General features: G+C 40.8%; 17 protein-coding genes and 4 pseudogenes. 19 read left to right on the top strand and 2 right to left on the bottom strand.

Translation table 11 applies throughout. The annotated features are described in order from the left end of the window. Positions 1-13: 13 nt before the first annotated feature. The 11 genes and pseudogenes from G4D76_RS06275 (at position 14) to G4D76_RS06240 (ending at position 7,249) form a co-directional block, all read left to right on the top strand. A complete protein-coding gene (locus G4D76_RS06275) occupies positions 14-886 on the top strand; it encodes a DUF6282 family protein (RefSeq protein WP_250130238.1) in 873 nt (290 codons plus the stop codon). A 29-nt stretch (positions 887-915) separates the two neighbouring features. After that, entirely contained in the window at positions 916-1,617 is a 702-nt protein-coding gene (locus tag G4D76_RS06270) for a FadR/GntR family transcriptional regulator (protein WP_213810839.1), read from the top strand. 9 nt (positions 1,618-1,626) lie between these two features. After that, positions 1,627-3,031: pseudogene (locus G4D76_RS06265) on the top strand (FAD-binding oxidoreductase). Then, a pseudogene (locus G4D76_RS16745) lies at positions 3,024-3,199 on the top strand (4Fe-4S dicluster domain-containing protein); the annotation flags it as partial. The pseudogenes G4D76_RS06265 and G4D76_RS16745, both read left to right, overlap by 8 nt. Further along, entirely contained in the window at positions 3,200-3,640 is a 441-nt protein-coding gene (locus tag G4D76_RS14845) for a 4Fe-4S binding protein (RefSeq protein WP_371814660.1), read from the top strand. It abuts the pseudogene before it with no gap. After that, positions 3,637-3,813 (top strand): heterodisulfide reductase-related iron-sulfur binding cluster, encoded by a 177-nt coding sequence (locus G4D76_RS14840; RefSeq protein ID WP_250130236.1) that lies wholly within the window; start codon positions 3,637-3,639, stop codon positions 3,811-3,813. The genes G4D76_RS14845 and G4D76_RS14840 overlap by 4 nt, the downstream gene beginning before the upstream one ends. A 146-nt stretch (positions 3,814-3,959) precedes the next feature. Next, positions 3,960-4,289, top strand: a pseudogene (locus tag G4D76_RS14835) ((Fe-S)-binding protein); the annotation flags it as partial. Next, positions 4,290-5,481: pseudogene (gene lhgO, locus G4D76_RS06255) on the top strand (L-2-hydroxyglutarate oxidase). A gap of 207 nt (positions 5,482-5,688) precedes the next feature. Continuing rightward, entirely contained in the window at positions 5,689-6,015 is a 327-nt protein-coding gene (locus G4D76_RS06250; protein ID WP_213810838.1) for a helix-turn-helix domain-containing protein, read from the top strand. Next, complete coding sequence (locus tag G4D76_RS06245) at positions 5,988-6,356, top strand: helix-turn-helix domain-containing protein (protein WP_213810837.1); 369 nt, start codon at positions 5,988-5,990, stop codon at positions 6,354-6,356. The genes G4D76_RS06250 and G4D76_RS06245 overlap by 28 nt, the downstream gene beginning before the upstream one ends. 38 nt (positions 6,357-6,394) lie before the next feature. Beyond that, positions 6,395-7,249, top strand: coding sequence for an IS3 family transposase (locus tag G4D76_RS06240; protein ID WP_213810949.1), 855 nt, complete (start codon positions 6,395-6,397; stop codon positions 7,247-7,249). A gap of 105 nt (positions 7,250-7,354) precedes the next feature. On the opposite strand, the gene G4D76_RS06235 is transcribed toward G4D76_RS06240, so the two are convergent. Further along, a complete protein-coding gene (locus tag G4D76_RS06235) occupies positions 7,355-8,506 on the bottom strand; it encodes an aminotransferase class I/II-fold pyridoxal phosphate-dependent enzyme (RefSeq protein WP_213810836.1) in 1,152 nt (383 codons plus the stop codon). Between the two features lie 139 nt (positions 8,507-8,645). Between G4D76_RS06235 and G4D76_RS06230 the strand changes: the two genes are divergently transcribed. The 6 genes from G4D76_RS06230 to G4D76_RS06205 all read left to right on the top strand — a co-directional run bounded on the left by G4D76_RS06230 (position 8,646) and on the right by G4D76_RS06205 (position 12,535). Then, a complete protein-coding gene (locus G4D76_RS06230) occupies positions 8,646-9,647 on the top strand; it encodes a DctP family TRAP transporter solute-binding subunit (RefSeq protein WP_026858860.1) in 1,002 nt (333 codons plus the stop codon). Positions 9,648-9,754: 107 nt separating this feature from the next. Next, on the top strand, positions 9,755-10,108 hold the full coding sequence (locus G4D76_RS06225) for a TRAP transporter small permease (RefSeq protein ID WP_250130234.1): 354 nt from the start codon (positions 9,755-9,757) through the stop codon (positions 10,106-10,108). After that, complete coding sequence (locus tag G4D76_RS06220) at positions 10,108-11,391, top strand: TRAP transporter large permease (RefSeq protein WP_213810835.1); 1,284 nt, start codon at positions 10,108-10,110, stop codon at positions 11,389-11,391. Before G4D76_RS06225 ends, G4D76_RS06220 begins: the two co-directional genes overlap by 1 nt. A 13-nt stretch (positions 11,392-11,404) precedes the next feature. Further along, positions 11,405-11,740 (top strand): cupin domain-containing protein, encoded by a 336-nt coding sequence (locus G4D76_RS06215; protein WP_026858857.1) that lies wholly within the window; start codon positions 11,405-11,407, stop codon positions 11,738-11,740. A gap of 55 nt (positions 11,741-11,795) precedes the next feature. Further along, positions 11,796-12,287, top strand: a complete 492-nt coding sequence (locus tag G4D76_RS06210) for a hypothetical protein (RefSeq protein ID WP_213810834.1) — start codon at positions 11,796-11,798, stop codon at positions 12,285-12,287. A gap of 62 nt (positions 12,288-12,349) precedes the next feature. Further along, entirely contained in the window at positions 12,350-12,535 is a 186-nt protein-coding gene (locus G4D76_RS06205; protein WP_213810833.1) for a hypothetical protein, read from the top strand. 37 nt (positions 12,536-12,572) lie between these two features. Here the strand turns inward: G4D76_RS06205 and pdxS are convergent, their stop codons facing one another. Beyond that, on the bottom strand, positions 12,573-13,427 hold the full coding sequence (gene pdxS, locus G4D76_RS06200; RefSeq protein ID WP_035785178.1) for a pyridoxal 5'-phosphate synthase lyase subunit PdxS: 855 nt from the start codon (positions 13,425-13,427) through the stop codon (positions 12,573-12,575). 92 nt (positions 13,428-13,519) lie between these two features. Here pdxS and G4D76_RS14830 point away from each other — a divergent pair, with 92 nt between their 5' ends. Both G4D76_RS14830 and G4D76_RS06195 read left to right on the top strand, forming a co-directional pair. Further along, a complete protein-coding gene (locus G4D76_RS14830; RefSeq protein ID WP_250130233.1) occupies positions 13,520-13,810 on the top strand; it encodes a GntR family transcriptional regulator in 291 nt (96 codons plus the stop codon). Between the two features lie 169 nt (positions 13,811-13,979). Next, positions 13,980-14,843 carry an aminotransferase-like domain-containing protein gene (locus G4D76_RS06195; protein WP_250130232.1) on the top strand — a complete coding sequence of 288 codons (864 nt, stop codon included), beginning with the start codon at positions 13,980-13,982 and terminating at the stop codon, positions 14,841-14,843. Positions 14,844-14,997: the final 154 nt, after the last annotated feature.

Below are 14,997 nucleotides of genomic sequence, written 5' to 3'. Positions count from 1 at the left end.
AAGTGGGATCGACGTGAAAAAGTGGAATTCATTACTAACTGATGCTATAGAAATGCATGCTCATTCGTCGCCAAGCATTTTTGAAAGAAGACAAAATGATTGGGAGTTATTAGAAGATGTTAATGAAGCAGGAATGAATGGGATTGTTTTGAAATCTCATGAGAGTACAACTTTTGACAGAGCAGAATTACTTCAGATTAAATATCCTGAATTAAATATATTCGGAGGAATTGTCTGTAATTTATTTACTGGAGGCTTAAATAATAACTCGGTCAATATGGCATTAAAAATGGGCGCTAAGATAGTATGGATGCCAACTTTATCAGCCTTACAACATAAAAAATATTTTTCTCAGAATACTAAAGGAAACATATTTAAAACTAGTAAGAATGTAGATGACTCTTCAGAGGGTTTAACAGTAATTAACTCTCAAAATAAAGTGAAAGATAATGTAAAGGAAATACTAACATTGATTGCTGAGTATGATGCAGTGCTAGCTACTGGTCATTTAAATCATTCTGAGGTACTTCTATTGGTGGAGGAAGCTAGAAGAATAGGTGTAGAAAAAATACTGATTCAACATGCAGACCTTGGCATAGCAGCCATCCCTTTAGAAGAACAAGTTTATTTGGCCCAACGAGGGTGCTATATAGAGAAATGTTATCTAGCATGTGGCCAAGATTTCAATAACTTATCCGTTAAAGAGTTAGCTGATTCAATTTTAGAAATTGGTGATAATCACTGTGTATTGGTAACTGATTATGGGCAAGCTCACAATATACCTGTTATTAATGCTTTAGAACAATTCATTGAAAGGCTAGTAGAAGAAGGTGTTCCTGAGGATAGTATCAAAAAATGGTTAGTGAAAACCCTAAATTTTTGCTAAATATCTAGTATATGTTTAACGGAGGAAGTATGGAGCCTATTAAGAAAGAGAAATTATCAGATTTAATTTTCGACAACCTTGTCGAACAAATAAAAAGAGGGGATTATAAGATAGATGATAAACTTCCTTCTGAGAATGAGCTGGCTAAGTTTTATAAGGTGAGCCGTGTGCCAATCAGAGAAGCATTAAGTAAACTCATTTCGATTGGTTACGTCGAATCCAGTCAAGGTAAAGGAACGTATGTGAAAAATACGTCTGTTTCAGAACAAGTTAAGCAATTTACTTATGGAACTTTTAATAAGAAAGAACTCTTTGATTTACTGGAAATGAGAACAGTAATAGAAGTCCGCTCAGCATACTTTGCAGCAGAACGCAGAACTGAAGTCGATCTTTTAAAAATTGAAGAAGCATTAAATCATTTTAAAAAAATTACTACGAATCAGCAGATTATAGGTATGGAAGCTGACTACGATTTTCACAAATCAGTGGTTATTTCGACTCAGAATGACTATCTGATTCAGACTTTTAAAAATCTGCAGTCGGTACACCGTGATGCACTTGAGTTTTCTCTTAAATTAAATGTCGGTAAACCTAGAAAAAGAGAACGGGTTTATGATGAGCATGTGATTATTTACGAAGCTATTAAAAATCAGAATCCGGAGCTTGCAGCTGACCTAATGAAGGAACATTTATTTAATATGAGAAGAAAACTTGGTGACGATAGAATTTAGGTGGTTTATATGGAAAAGATAATTGTGGATAAATTAAATGAAATTTTTAAAGAAAGATTACTGAAGGATGTAGACGATAGAGTTTCATATAGCTACGACGCTTCTTTTGGTCAGCATCTGCCGGATTTGGTTGTTCAGGTATTAAGTTCTGAAGAAGTCCAAAAAACTGTCGAGATTGCAGATGAATTTGAAATACCAATTTACCCAAGAGGTGCGAGTACCAGTTTATCCGGAGGCCCTCTGCCAGTTCATGGCGGTATCGTGATGGATTTCTCACAGTGGAAAAAAACTTGAGATTTATCCGGATGATCTGATTATAAAGGTTAGTCCAGGTGTAAAAACCGGAGATATTCATAGGTTGGCAGAACATTATAATTTAATGTATGCTCCAGATCCATCTTCTTCTTCTATTTGCACCATTGGCGGGAATCTGGCTGAAAATGCAGGAGGTCCAAGAGGTGTCAAGTACGGAGTAACTAAAGACTACGTAATCGGCCTGGAAGTAGTCACTGCTCAAGGGAAACTAATAAAAACTGGCGGCAGTACCGTGAAAAACGTGACGGGTTATGATTTGACAAAACTGCTTATCGGCTCTGAAGGAACACTTGGAATTATTACTGAAGCGACATTGCGATTAATACCTAAACCTTTGGATACGATGACTGCTATGATTATTTTTGATGATTTATATACTGCAGGGAAATCTATATCCAAAATACTGACTGCAGGTGTGAGACCTTCTAAAATGGAGATTTTAGATCAAAATTCAATAAATAAAGTAGAAGATTATGCAGGATTAAATTTACCAAGAAATGCGGCAGCAATTATTCTTGTTGAAGTGGACGGAGATCCTGAGGTATTGCCGAAAGAACTTGCTGTTATTAAGAAAGCATTAGAAGAAATTGGAGTTACAAATATTCAGGTTGCAGAAAATAAAGAGCAGGAACACAAGTTGTGGCAAGTGCGCAAGCTGGTCTCTCCTGCGATAGTAACAAGCGGATATACCAAAATATCTGAAGATGCAACAGTGCCGCTAAGTAAAATACCAGAAATGTTTAAAAAAATTGATGAAATCAAAAACAAGTATAATCTTAATATTGTTGTTTTTGGTCATGCAGGAGACGGTAACTTACATCCTACAATAAATACAAATATGAGAAATATAGAAGAAGTAAAAAACGTTGAGTTTGCAGTAGAAGAAATATTTAACTACGCAATTGAACTTGGTGGCACATTGTCGGGTGAACATGGCATTGGGACAATGAAAAAAGCATTTATGGTAAATGAAGTTGGCGAAGACGGGCTGGCTTTCCAAAAAGCAATAAAGCAAGCCCTGGATCCTAAAAACATTTTGAATCCGGGCAAAATATTTCCTGAAAAAGGAGAAAAAAGGTTAGTGTTGCGAAATGACTAATACATTATTGAATAAACTAGATCTCGAAGCGACGTTTGATTGTGTACAATGTGGTTACTGTCTGCCAGTTTGTCCGACATATATAGCATTTAAAAAGAGAAACACTCACCGAGAGGCAGAATTAATCTTGTTCAAATGGCAGCGAAAGGTAAAATAACTATTGAAGATATGCAAGAAGGAATAGATCTTTGTTTAGGTTGCAGAGCCTGTGAAACGGTCTGTCCGACCAATGTCAGATATGGAGACATACTTATGTCTGCTGTGGAAGTTTTGAAAGAAAATAAAGACATGGATGTAATTGAAAAGGTTAATCGAACAGCAGCTTTTAAATTTGCTCTGAAAAATAAAAGTGTCCTTAGAATTATGAATAAGGGACTTTATGCTTATCAGGTATCGGGAATACAGAAAGTAGTTAAAAATTATAATCTGCTGAAACCAATCAAGAAATTCAATCAGATGAATAAGGCGATGCCGGATGTAATCCTGAGTAAAAGAATTACACGGAATATCAATCCATTCCGACGCAATGATTTATCAATTGGTTCTTTTCAAGGTTGTATAATGGATTCATTTTTGCGAACATTAACGAACTTGCCATCAAAATCATGAAGAAGCACTATGTACAGGTAACAAATATACCGAAGCAGACATGCTGCGGTGCGTTGCAGCATCATGCAGGTGAAACACCACAAACAGTAGAACTGGCGATGCAGAATATTAAAGCATACGAGCAGTATGACTTTGATATCGTTAACACTATTGGCGGCTGCGTGCGACTTTAAAAGAATACGATAAATTTTGAGCCTGGAACTGAATGGCATAAACGCGCTGTTGATTTTACTAATAAAGTAAGAGATATCTCGCAGATTATGTCATTAATCGATTTGGATTTAGTGAATGGAATCGATAAGATGCAGTTTATCAGCCGTCATGTCACTTGGAAAATGTACAGAAAGTATTCAATGATCCGTTAAAACTGATTAACAGAATTCCTAAGTTAAATTACATAGAGATGCCTGAAAAATCTTTATGTTGCGGATCTGCAGGAATATATAATATTCTGCACTTCGATGAATCAATGCAGATTTTAGATATGAAGATGAATAATGTTAAATCGTCAAAACCCAATTTAATTATCACTTCCAACCCAGGTTGTCATATTCAGATGCAGCTGGGTGTCGAACGTGAAGGTTTAAGTAATGAAGTAGCAGTGAAACATATTGTTGAAGTCATTGCAGAAGCATGCGAGGTGGAATAAGTGAAAGCAGATATTTTAATTGTAGGTGCAGGGATAATCGGCTTGAGCACAGCATACCAATTGTCCGAGATAAACCCTTCTAAAAAAATTGTTGTGCTGGATAAAGAATCGAGAGCTGCTGAACATCAGACAGGGCATAACAGCGGAGTAATACACTCTGGGATTTATTACCGTCCGGGGTCTTACAAAGCAGAGTTCGCCAAAAATGGTTCAGCATCAATGATAGAGTTTTGCAAAAAACACAACATTGAATATAACCAATGTGGAAAAGTAATCGTCGCGACTGAGGAAGAAGAACTGGAACGTATGCGTAATTTATACGAACGGGGATTGGAGAACAAACTGGACGTTACACTGCTGGACGGAGAAGCGGTACGTAAAATTGAACCGTACGTTAATACAGTCGGTGGTATTCATGTGAAGAATACAGGGATTGTTAATTTCCGGGAAGTTACTGAGAAGTTTGGCGAACTGTTTATTAAAAATGGTGGAGAAATTCATTACAATAATAAAGTTGAAAAAGTGAATAACACTGCTGATACTATTGAAGTGACAACGAACAAGACTGTTTATGAAGCGGACTACCTTGTTAACTGTGCAGGTTTATATGATAAGCTAGCCAAACTGAGCGGAATTGATACGGATGTGAAGATTATTCCTTTTCGTGGAGAATACTTTAAGCTTAATGAAGATGTAGAGAACTATGTTAAAACATTAATATATCCGGTACCGAATCCCGAGCTACCTTTCCTGGGTGTTCATTTTACAAACATGGTTGGCGGGGGAGTAGATGTAGGACCGAATGCTGTCCTTGGATTTAAAAAAAAGCCTACAAGAAAATTGGTTTTGATAAATCTGAGACATTAGAGATTTTAACATTCCCGGGGCTTTATCGAATGGGATTAAAAAATGTTAAAGAAGCAATAGGGGAATACTACCGATCATTTAATAAAAAAGCATTTATTAAAGCGGCGCAGAAATTAATACCGCTTATAAAACAAATGACATAACGCCGATGGAAGCAGGGGTCAGAGCGCAAGCGATGAAACCTGACGGAACATTATTAGATGATTTTTACTTTGAAGAAAATGACCGCAGTATTCATGTGCTGAATGCACCATCACCTGCGGCAACATGTTCAATCGAAATAGGAAGAGAAATTGCCCAGCGCTTTAACTCTAAATTCAATTAAAAAGAGCACATGAGACCTGTATTTATATCAGGATTTTATGCGCTCTTTATATAAAAAATGAAATCCGTGCCACCGAGAACTGACGGTGGCACGCTCCTCAGATATAATCCCAAATACCCATTAAAAAAGGTTCGCCGGAAATTTGAGCTGACCCCCTCCAGGTTTACAGATGAAACAAAAATCTGTAAACCTGGAGGGGGTTCTTTTATGACAGGGAGAAATTTTTCGCCCGAAGAAAAACTGGAGATCATCCAAGAATGGATCCAAGGCGCCAGCCCAAGCCATCTGGCCGCAAAGCATCGGCTTCCTGACAAAACATTCAGAGAGTGGCGAAGAAAATATGAGACATATGGAACTGAGGGATTAAAGAGACGGAGCAGGCACAGGACCTACACCCGCACATTCAAAGAAATGATCGCAAGAGAACACCAGAATGAGACGATTTCCCTTACTGAACTTGCATACAAATACGACATCCCGTCAAAAGAGACTGTAAGAAATGGATTATGCGCTACAATAATGGTGAAGAAATAAGAACGACACGGGAGGGTGCTTCACCATTGAATAAGGGACGGAAAACAACATACGCAGAACGGATTGAGATCGCACAGTATCATGCGCAGAGAGAGATCAGCTATCGTGAGCTTGCCGAAAGGTTCGAGGTGAGCTACCAGCAGGCCCGGAACATTGTTGTGAAGTATCGGGAATATGGTGAAGTGGGCCTTGAGGACAAACGTGGAAAAGGAAAATCGGAAGCCCAGCTCACCGAGACGGACCGATTGAACAGGGAGATTTCCATGCTCAAAGCAGATAAACGGAAGCTTGAGGTGGAGAATGCGCTTTTAAAAAAGTTGGAGGAACTCGAGAGGGATTAAAATACAGCCGGGTTCACAGCGAAACGCTTCACACTGCCATCACTGCGCTGCATAATGAAGGCTACGCCATCTCTGAATTATGTCATGCGGCTGGCATCTCAAGACAGGCTTATTATCAATATCGGAAACGTTCCGTCCCCCACACTGAAGCAGAGAATGATATAGTGGCCAGTACGATTGCCGAAATCTATGTCGAAACGGACGGCATCTATGGCTATCGTCAGATGTGCTATGCGGTCAACAAAACCTTGGAGACGGCATACAACAGGAAGCGCATCTATCGGCTGATGACACGGATGGGCTTGAAATCGGTGACTCGGATTAAAAGGCAGCACTATATTCCCCACACCCCACAACAGGTCGCTGAGAATGTATTGAACAGAGAGTTCCACGCAGACCATGTGAATGAGAAATGGCTCACCGATGTGACTGAATTCAAAGCGTTGAACGGAGAGAAAGCCTACTTGAGCGCGATCATCGATCTGTACGACAACAGTATTGTGACTTACAAATTCGGCCGTTCAAACAATAATCAACTTGTTTTCGATACATTCACTTCCGCGATTCAAAAGCATCCGCAGGCAACACCGCTTGTGCACAGCGACCGTGGCTTCCAGTACACCTCCTACGGCTTTAAAAAGATTCTGGATGCCCAGCAGATTCAACAAAGCATGTCCCGTGTTGGAAGATGCATCGACAATGGCCCAATCGAAGCATTCTGGGGAAAGATCAAATCGGAACGCTTCCATATCAAACGCAAACAGAAATACTATAATGATTATCAGTCGATTATAGAAGACATTACACGCTACATCGACTTCTACAACCACCGCAGACCCCAGCACAAATTCAAGGGATTGAGTCCGCTTGAATTCAGGGCATTGGCGGCATAAAAAACGCCTGAGAATCCAGATTCTCAGGCGGGAAACATTTATATTATTTCATCTGTCAACTTGGCAGGGTTCAGGTCAATTTTCCGGCGAACCTTTTTCTGTTTATTAACTCAAGTCTTTCACAAATGCTTCCAGTCTATTCATACCTTCTTCCAGAGTTTCAATCGTGCTCGCAAAAGATATACGAATATGGCCGGCACCGTGTTCTGAAAACGAAGATCCCGGGACGACTGCCATATGTTTTTCTTTCAGTAATGCTGTAGCGAAGTCCCAGTCGTCCATTCCCGTAAATGCGATGTTCGGGAATATATAAAATGCGCCGCCCGGTTTTTCTACGGTACACCCCATCTTAATGAGTCGTTCGTAAACGTAGTCCCGGCGTTTTAAGTATGCTTCATTCATTACTTTAGGGAAGTCTTTGGAATTCGTTAACGCTTCAAGTGCCGCGTACTGGCTTGGTACTGCTGCACAGATTGAGTTATTTAAATGTACTTTTAATATTTCATCGCTTAAGTGTCTGGGTGATAATGTATAGCCGACTCTCCAGCCTGTCATCGAATGTGATTTAGATACGCCGTGAATCAGTATTGTTTTATCGCGTATATTTTCCATGCTGCCAAACGAAATATGTTTATTTTCATAAACATTTTCGCTGTATATTTCATCGCTGATAAGGAATAAGTCCTTAGTGCCTATGTAATTGGCGATATCCTTCACATCTTTTTCCGATAAAGATGCGCCCGTCGGGTTCGATGGGTAGTTTAAGAGCACAGCTTTAGTGCTATTAGTAACTAGAGCATCTAATTTCTCAATATTCGGAACAAATTCTGTATCGCTGACATCAAGGTATTTAACAACACCGCCGTTCAGTTTAATCAGCGATTCATATGCAGGATAGGCAGGTGCCGTAATAATCACTTCATCACCATCTGTTAATATCGTACGGAGTACTGAGTCCAATGCCTCACTTGCACCGTTCGTAATAACCACTTCGTCAGCCGTGTAGTGAGCGTTATACTTATCTGCAAAAAAGTCCGCAGCGGCCTGGCGCAGTTCTACGATGCCTGCGTTTAATGAATAGCCGGTTTTATTATTATTGATTGCTGTGATCGCCGCTTCCTTTACGCTGTCGGGTGTCGGGAAGTCAGGCTGTCCGATTGTTAAATTGACGCCATCTTCAAACAGCTGAACCTGATTTGAAAATACTCTGATTCCGGGGATGGATAATGCTGTTGCACGCGGATTTAATTCTGGCATTTATTTCACTCCTATAATGAACTATTCTTTCTATTATAGAATTTTCAGTTAATAAAAAGCAAATTGAATTCTAATTTGTATAATATTGCATTTTAACTTATAATTATAAGAAAAATAACAAAGGGGAGCTGATGTGGGTTTGAAAAAACATATATTATTAATCGGTATTTTATCGTTTTTATTATTACTCAGTGCATGCAGCAATGAAGATGAAAGTGTGACCTTGCAACTTGGACACGCCTTGCCGCCGGATACAAATCAGGCAATTAAAATTAATGAAATGGCCGAAGCTGTTGAAAGGGAGACCGACGGCAGAGTGAAATTTGAAATTTACCCGAACTCACAGCTCGGCAGTGAAACTGAAATGCTGCAGCAGGTTGATGTCGGTGCAATGCACGGACTTGCAGTGATGGTCGGTTCGATGCAGACGATGGATATGAGGCTCGCGATTGAAGACCTGCCTTATATGTGGCCGGACGAACATGCGGCACGTGATGCATATGATGGTGAATTTGGAGATTACATAGCAGATATTGCAGGGGAGTACGGCATGCACACGGCGGGATATTTGGAATGGGGCTTCCGTCACGTGACGAATAATGAAGGACCGGTCGTCGAACCGGAAGATTTACAGGGGATGAATATCAGGGTTGCTGAAACTGCACTTCGTGTCGATACGTTTGAACAGGTCGGTGCGCTGCCTACAGTCATGGCGTTCAGTGAAGTGTATGGCGCACTGCAGCAGGGCGCGCTCGATGCACAGGAAAACCCACTCGCGAACATCGTTGCACCGCGTTTTAATGAAGTGCAGGATTATTTATCATTGACCGGACATTTTTATAACACGGTAATGGTTGTCTTCGACGGTGAAACTTGGGAGAAAATCAATCCCGAGGATCAGCAGATAATTACCGATGAAATCGATAAAATTTCTAAAGAAATTCAGGATGCAAACGATGATACAGAATCGGAGCATATAAAATACCTTACTGAGAACGGTATGGAAGTTAACGATGATGTGAATAAAGAAGCATTCAGAGAAGCGATGCTGCCTGTTTACGAGCAGTGGGAAGAGGACGTGTTCGGTGAAGAAATGATGAATATGTACCGCAGGAATTCCGGATGGGAGGATGATGAGTAATATGACGAAAGCATTAGTAAAGGTTTTATATTGCGTGTGCAGTTGTTATTGCTCTGCTCACATTAATTGTTCTGACGCAGGTCATATCGAGATTTTTTGATTATTCAATGCCAGGGACTGAAGAGCTTTCCCGTTTGTTAGTTGTCTGGATGACGTTCCTCGGAATGAGCGTTGCTGTTTATGAACGGGGACACCTCGCGGTTAACTTTTTTGTTAAACGTGCGAGTGATAAGGTGCGTCCTTATTTATACTTAATGGTCAATATGCTGCTCGGACTGTTTTTCCTGGTCCTGACAGTATACGGTTTTGTATTCTCTTATCAGTCGCTTGATTTTACATCGTCGACGCTGCAATTGCCGATGACTGTATTTTATCTCGCGATACCGGTCAGCAGTTTACTATCGCTTTACTTCTTAATATTAAATGCCTGGAAACCTCAAGAAGAAAGTGAGGCGGTTTAATGCTCGCAATCTGTATGCTTATATTATTCTTTCTGCTCCTGTTCTTAGGAATGCCAATCGCATTTGTTATCGGGATTGTCGGACTTGTCATGCTGCTCGCTGGCGGCGTGCCGCTCGAAATTATTATTCAGCGGAGCTTTGCCGGTGTTAATAACTTTTCATATTTAGCGATTCCGTTATTTATACTGGCAGGGGACATTATGGGAAAAGGCGGCCTCACGAAACGCTTAATGGCATTTGCGAATGCTTTCGTCGGCAAGATGTCAGGCGGGACGGCAATTACGACTGTTGTGACCTCAGCGCTGTTCGGAGCGGTTTCGGGCTCCACAGTCGCAACGACTTACGCAGTTGGTTCCGTACTGGTGCCGAGATTGAAAGAAGAGAAATACTCTAATTCGTTTATCGCGAGCATTATTGGACCAGCGGGGGTACTTGGGCTGATTATCCCGCCGAGTATTACGATGGTTATTTTAGGTATTACAGCAAATATTTCAATCGGCGATCTATTCTTCGCGGGTATTATACCGGGGGTGCTGCTGGCGCTCGCACTATGTATTTACGTCTGGTATATGAGTAAGAAAAAAGGATTCGGTGATATACGGACAGAAAAAATTACAGGGAAAGAATTATGGAAAGTTACGAAATCCGCATTCTTCCCGCTTTTAACACCGATATTTATTTTAGGCAGCATCTTTTCAGGCTATGCAACAGCAACTGAAGCGGCTGTAATCGCAGTGGTGTATGGCTTTATTTTATCGCTGTTTTACAGAGAACTGAACTGGGCTAAAGTTAAAGATATTATGTCAGGTTCTGCGGTAACATCTGCAACGATTCTAATTATTATTTCGATGGCGAACGTCTTTACATACGTACTGACTGTGAATCATATTCCCGATGCAGTATCAGGATTCTTCCTGAACTTCGCGGATTCACCGCTTGTATTCCTATTAGCCGTATCTCTGATACTATTAGTATTAGGAATGCTGACAGAGGTGACATCACTGATTGTTCTGTTAACACCGATCTTTATGCCAATTGCGATGGAATTCGGTATTGATCCGATTCACTTCGGCATGGTTATGATTATGAACTTTGCACTAGCGAACATTACACCGCCGGTTGGACTGTCATTGATTGCCGGGGCATCTGTAACCGATAAAAAGATGGGAATCGAAGAAACACTCCCGTACATCCTGCACGTGTTATTTATTGTAGCGATTATGGTGGTACTGATTATATTCGTGCCGTCAATCTCAACATTCCTGCCAAACTTACTTAAATAAAGGAGCGGATTAAATGATTATCAATCCACAAGAGACTATTGAATTAAAAAACAGATTTGACGGCAGGGGCAGCATTTTTTCGACATCTTATATTAAAGAAGGGGATTTTGAAGGTATTCGCAAAGTGCTGGAAATTGAACTTGAACCGCATGCATCAATCGGCTATCACCAGCATATAGATGAGGGCGAAATCTATCATATAATAGAAGGGAAAGGTGAATTCCAGGATTCGGATGGTACATTTAAATCTGTAACGAAAGGTGATTGCTGCATCATTACTTCAGGTCAGTCGCACGGTTTAGTAAACACTGAAGATACACCGCTTAAAATAGTCGCAATTATATTTTAGAATTGAGTGAATATTATGATATATTTATTGTATTGTAATATTCAGGAGGGGTAGCATGAATGATGCACAGAAATTATATGATGCAAGATTAAAAAGAACTAATTTAAGGCCGGGACAGGATATCACAACTGATACTGTTGAAGCGGCATATGAAATTCAGGATGAAATTTTAAATATGCAGAATGAATCTGCAGCAGGCTATAAAATCAGTATGACGAGTCCTGAGACTCAAAGACTGTTTGACAGCAGTGAACCGGTCTTTGGTCCATTTACTGAAAGCCAGATTATTTCTGAAATGAGTTTAGCAGATTATAATATTCCTTTGGCAGAGCTCGAGCTTGTGTTTTATGTGAATGAAACGCTGAGTTTAGAAGATGACGCTGAAAATATATTATCGAAATGTACAGTGGCACCGGCACTTGAACTGCCGGACGGCAGATATGATGACTGGTTTCCGAATATTTCAAATACGAAGTCGTTGCAGACTGTGCCGTTGCCGGTGCAATTGTCATCGGGGAAGCTAAATCAGCGAGCTATGATGAGCTAGATAATATTACCGGAACACTTAATTTCAATGGTGAAGAACTTAAAAGCGGACAGTCGGGCGAAGTGATGGGACATCCTGTAAACGCAATGAAATGGCTGATTGAAAAACTGGGCAGCCAGGGCAAACAGCTTGAAGCGGGACAATTCGTTTCGTCAGGTACATTCATTCTGCCGGTGAAACTGGAAGTTGGAAAGTATGAAGGTATTTTTGAAGGATTCGGCAGTGTTGAAATAGAAATAAAAAAATAAGCTTCCCTTTGGGGAGCTTATTTTTGACCGATTCACGTTACCAGCCGCGTTCTGCCATGCGCTCTTCAAGTGATAGACCGTGAACATCAAGACCTCTCATCGCACTGCCGAGTTCCTTAGACAGTTCACCGATTAATTTATAATCTGTATAGTTTTCTGTTGCTTTAACGATTGCTTTTGCGAATTTTTCAGGGTTTTCCGATTTGAAAATACCTGAGCCGACGAAGACGCCGTCTGCACCGAGTTCCATCATTAATGCTGCATCCTGAGGTGTTGCAACGCCGCCTGCTGCGAAATTCGTTACAGGCAGTTTGCCTTCTGCTTTAATCTGTTTAAGAACATCGTACGGAGCGCCTAAATCTTTCGCTGCAGTCATTAATTCATCATCACTCATCACGCTGATTTGTTTGACCTGCTGATTGACTAAACGAATGTGACGGACTGCTTCAACGATATTTCCTGTACCAGGTTCGCCTTTTGTACGCAGCATTGATGCACCTTCACCGATACGTCTTGCAGCTTCCCCTAAATCTTTACAGCCGCAGACGAAGGGTGCTTTGTAGTCATCTTTTTTAAGATGGTATTCTTCATCAGCCGGTGTCAGCACTTCCGACTCATCTATGTAGTCGACACCCATTGATTCCAAGACGCGCGCTTCAACGATGTGTCCGATACGGCATTTCGCCATAACCGGTATTGATACTGCATTAATTACTTCTTCAATAATTGTCGGATCACACGCACGGGCTACGCCGCCTTCTGCACGAATGTCCGATGGTACACGTTCCAAGGCCATTACTGCAACTGCCCCTGCTGCCTCCGCGATTTTTGCTTGCTCCGCGTTAACAACGTCCATTATGACGCCGCCTTTTAATTCTTCTGCCAATCCCATATTTATCCCTCTTCCTTCTTAATTTAATATCAGTTTAAAATATAATGTGATATTCTATAAGTGTCAGAATACATAAAAAAAGGGGTCAGATTATGTTTATCAATCTCGATAAAGAAAACACTATACCGTTATATGAACAGCTGTACCAGGATATTAAGAAGAAGATTTTAAACGGACACCTGGCTGGAGAGACGAAATTGCCGAGTAAAAGACAGCTGAGTGCGGATCTTGCAATCAGCATGACAACGATTGAGCGGGCGTACAATCTGCTGGTTGATGAAAATATGATTTATACGAAAGAAAAAAGTGGTCACTTTGTTGTGCCGACAGAAACCCTCCGTACGCAGGATAAAAACTTTCGGCCATTCGTTTGCCTAAATTAAGTGAATCTGTACTGCCGCTCGGAAAAGTGGATACGTCGATTGTCCAGAACGATGTCATCAGACTGCTGAGTGCTGCAGTGTTTTCGGATATATCATTGTTAAATAGCGGAAATAAAAGCGGTGAAGCTGAACTGAAAGAAGCCATTCGTGAATATTTATATGTAAACCGGTGCAATGCAGCGCGGAACAGATATTTATCGGACCTTCAACAGAGCATTTGCTTGAACAGGTATTTTATCTGCTGGATTATCCGAAAGTGACATTGGAAGATCCGGGTTATCCAACGGTCAAGAATGTGCTGGAGAGATTAAAAATACCTTATGACACGGCACCAGTGGAGTTTGATGGAATTAATATTGAAACAGTAAAACAGCTGAATAATAAGTTGACGCACATTACACCGTCACACCAGTTCCCGAGCGGCGCGGTAATGTCTTTGAACAAACGAATCAGATTGTTAAATGCGATGAGTGAGCGGAACGGTTATTTAATAGAAGACGATTACGACAGTGAATTCCGTTATACAGGACGTCCGTTGTCCTCTCTGCAGGGGCTGGATCATAATGACCGAACAATATATATGAATACATTTTCGAAATCAATATATCCATCATTGAGAGTTGCTGTGATGATACTGCCGCCGGAACTGGCTGAGAAATATTATGAGAGCGGCTTGTCATGCAACGTTTCAAGACAGATGCAGCATATCGTCGCGCGATTTATTGATGATGGTTATTTAGTCAGGCATATAAACCGGGTCCGGAAATTTTACGGAGATAAGATGGAGAAAATCGTTGCAGAATTGGGGAGCCGTTATCCAGACATTGAAATCAGCGGAGAACATACGGGCATGCACTTTGTCCTTAAGGTACCCGGAGCTGATCTGCGGAGTGAGGCAGAAAAACATAAAATTATTTGTATGTCTGCATATTCATTGGAAGAAAACTTTAATGATACAGTGCTGGTCGGAATAGGCGGGAAGAGTGCAGATGAGATTGTCGGAATTCTGGATGGATTTTTAGAAGAAGTTTAAAATAGAGTTCTAGGATACACATGAGACCCGATCACGCCAGTTCTGGGAGTCTGGGATACACATGAGACCCGATCACGCCAGTCCCGGGAGTCTGGGATACACATGAGACCCGATCACGCCAGTTCTGGAAGTCTAGGATACACATGAGACCCAA

This window comes from Jeotgalicoccus sp. WY2, assembly GCF_018437745.1.
Lineage (GTDB): Bacteria > Bacillota > Bacilli > Staphylococcales > Salinicoccaceae > Jeotgalicoccus > Jeotgalicoccus psychrophilus.
Note: the sequence above shows the minus strand (reverse complement) of the source record. Positions and strands in the feature narration are given on the sequence as shown.

What these genes read in the sequence shown, in the direction of transcription:
- G4D76_RS06270 (WP_213810839.1), top strand. Translation starts at nt 916, where the DNA reads ATGGAGCCTATTAAGAAAGAGAAATTATCAGATTTAATTTTCGACAAC.
- G4D76_RS14845 (WP_371814660.1), top strand. Translation starts at nt 3,200, where the DNA reads ATGCAAGAAGGAATAGATCTTTGTTTAGGTTGCAGAGCCTGTGAAACG.
- G4D76_RS14840 (WP_250130236.1), top strand. Translation starts at nt 3,637, where the DNA reads ATGAAGAAGCACTATGTACAGGTAACAAATATACCGAAGCAGACATGC.
- G4D76_RS06250 (WP_213810838.1), top strand. Translation starts at nt 5,689, where the DNA reads ATGACAGGGAGAAATTTTTCGCCCGAAGAAAAACTGGAGATCATCCAA.
- G4D76_RS06245 (WP_213810837.1), top strand. Translation starts at nt 5,988, where the DNA reads ATGCGCTACAATAATGGTGAAGAAATAAGAACGACACGGGAGGGTGCT.
- G4D76_RS06235 (WP_213810836.1), bottom strand. Translation starts at nt 8,506, where the DNA reads ATGCCAGAATTAAATCCGCGTGCAACAGCATTATCCATCCCCGGAATC.
- G4D76_RS06225 (WP_250130234.1), top strand. Translation starts at nt 9,755, where the DNA reads ATGCCAGGGACTGAAGAGCTTTCCCGTTTGTTAGTTGTCTGGATGACG.
- G4D76_RS06220 (WP_213810835.1), top strand. Translation starts at nt 10,108, where the DNA reads ATGCTCGCAATCTGTATGCTTATATTATTCTTTCTGCTCCTGTTCTTA.
- G4D76_RS06215 (WP_026858857.1), top strand. Translation starts at nt 11,405, where the DNA reads ATGATTATCAATCCACAAGAGACTATTGAATTAAAAAACAGATTTGAC.
- G4D76_RS06210 (WP_213810834.1), top strand. Translation starts at nt 11,796, where the DNA reads ATGAATGATGCACAGAAATTATATGATGCAAGATTAAAAAGAACTAAT.
- pdxS (WP_035785178.1), bottom strand. Translation starts at nt 13,427, where the DNA reads ATGGGATTGGCAGAAGAATTAAAAGGCGGCGTCATAATGGACGTTGTT.
- G4D76_RS14830 (WP_250130233.1), top strand. Translation starts at nt 13,520, where the DNA reads ATGTTTATCAATCTCGATAAAGAAAACACTATACCGTTATATGAACAG.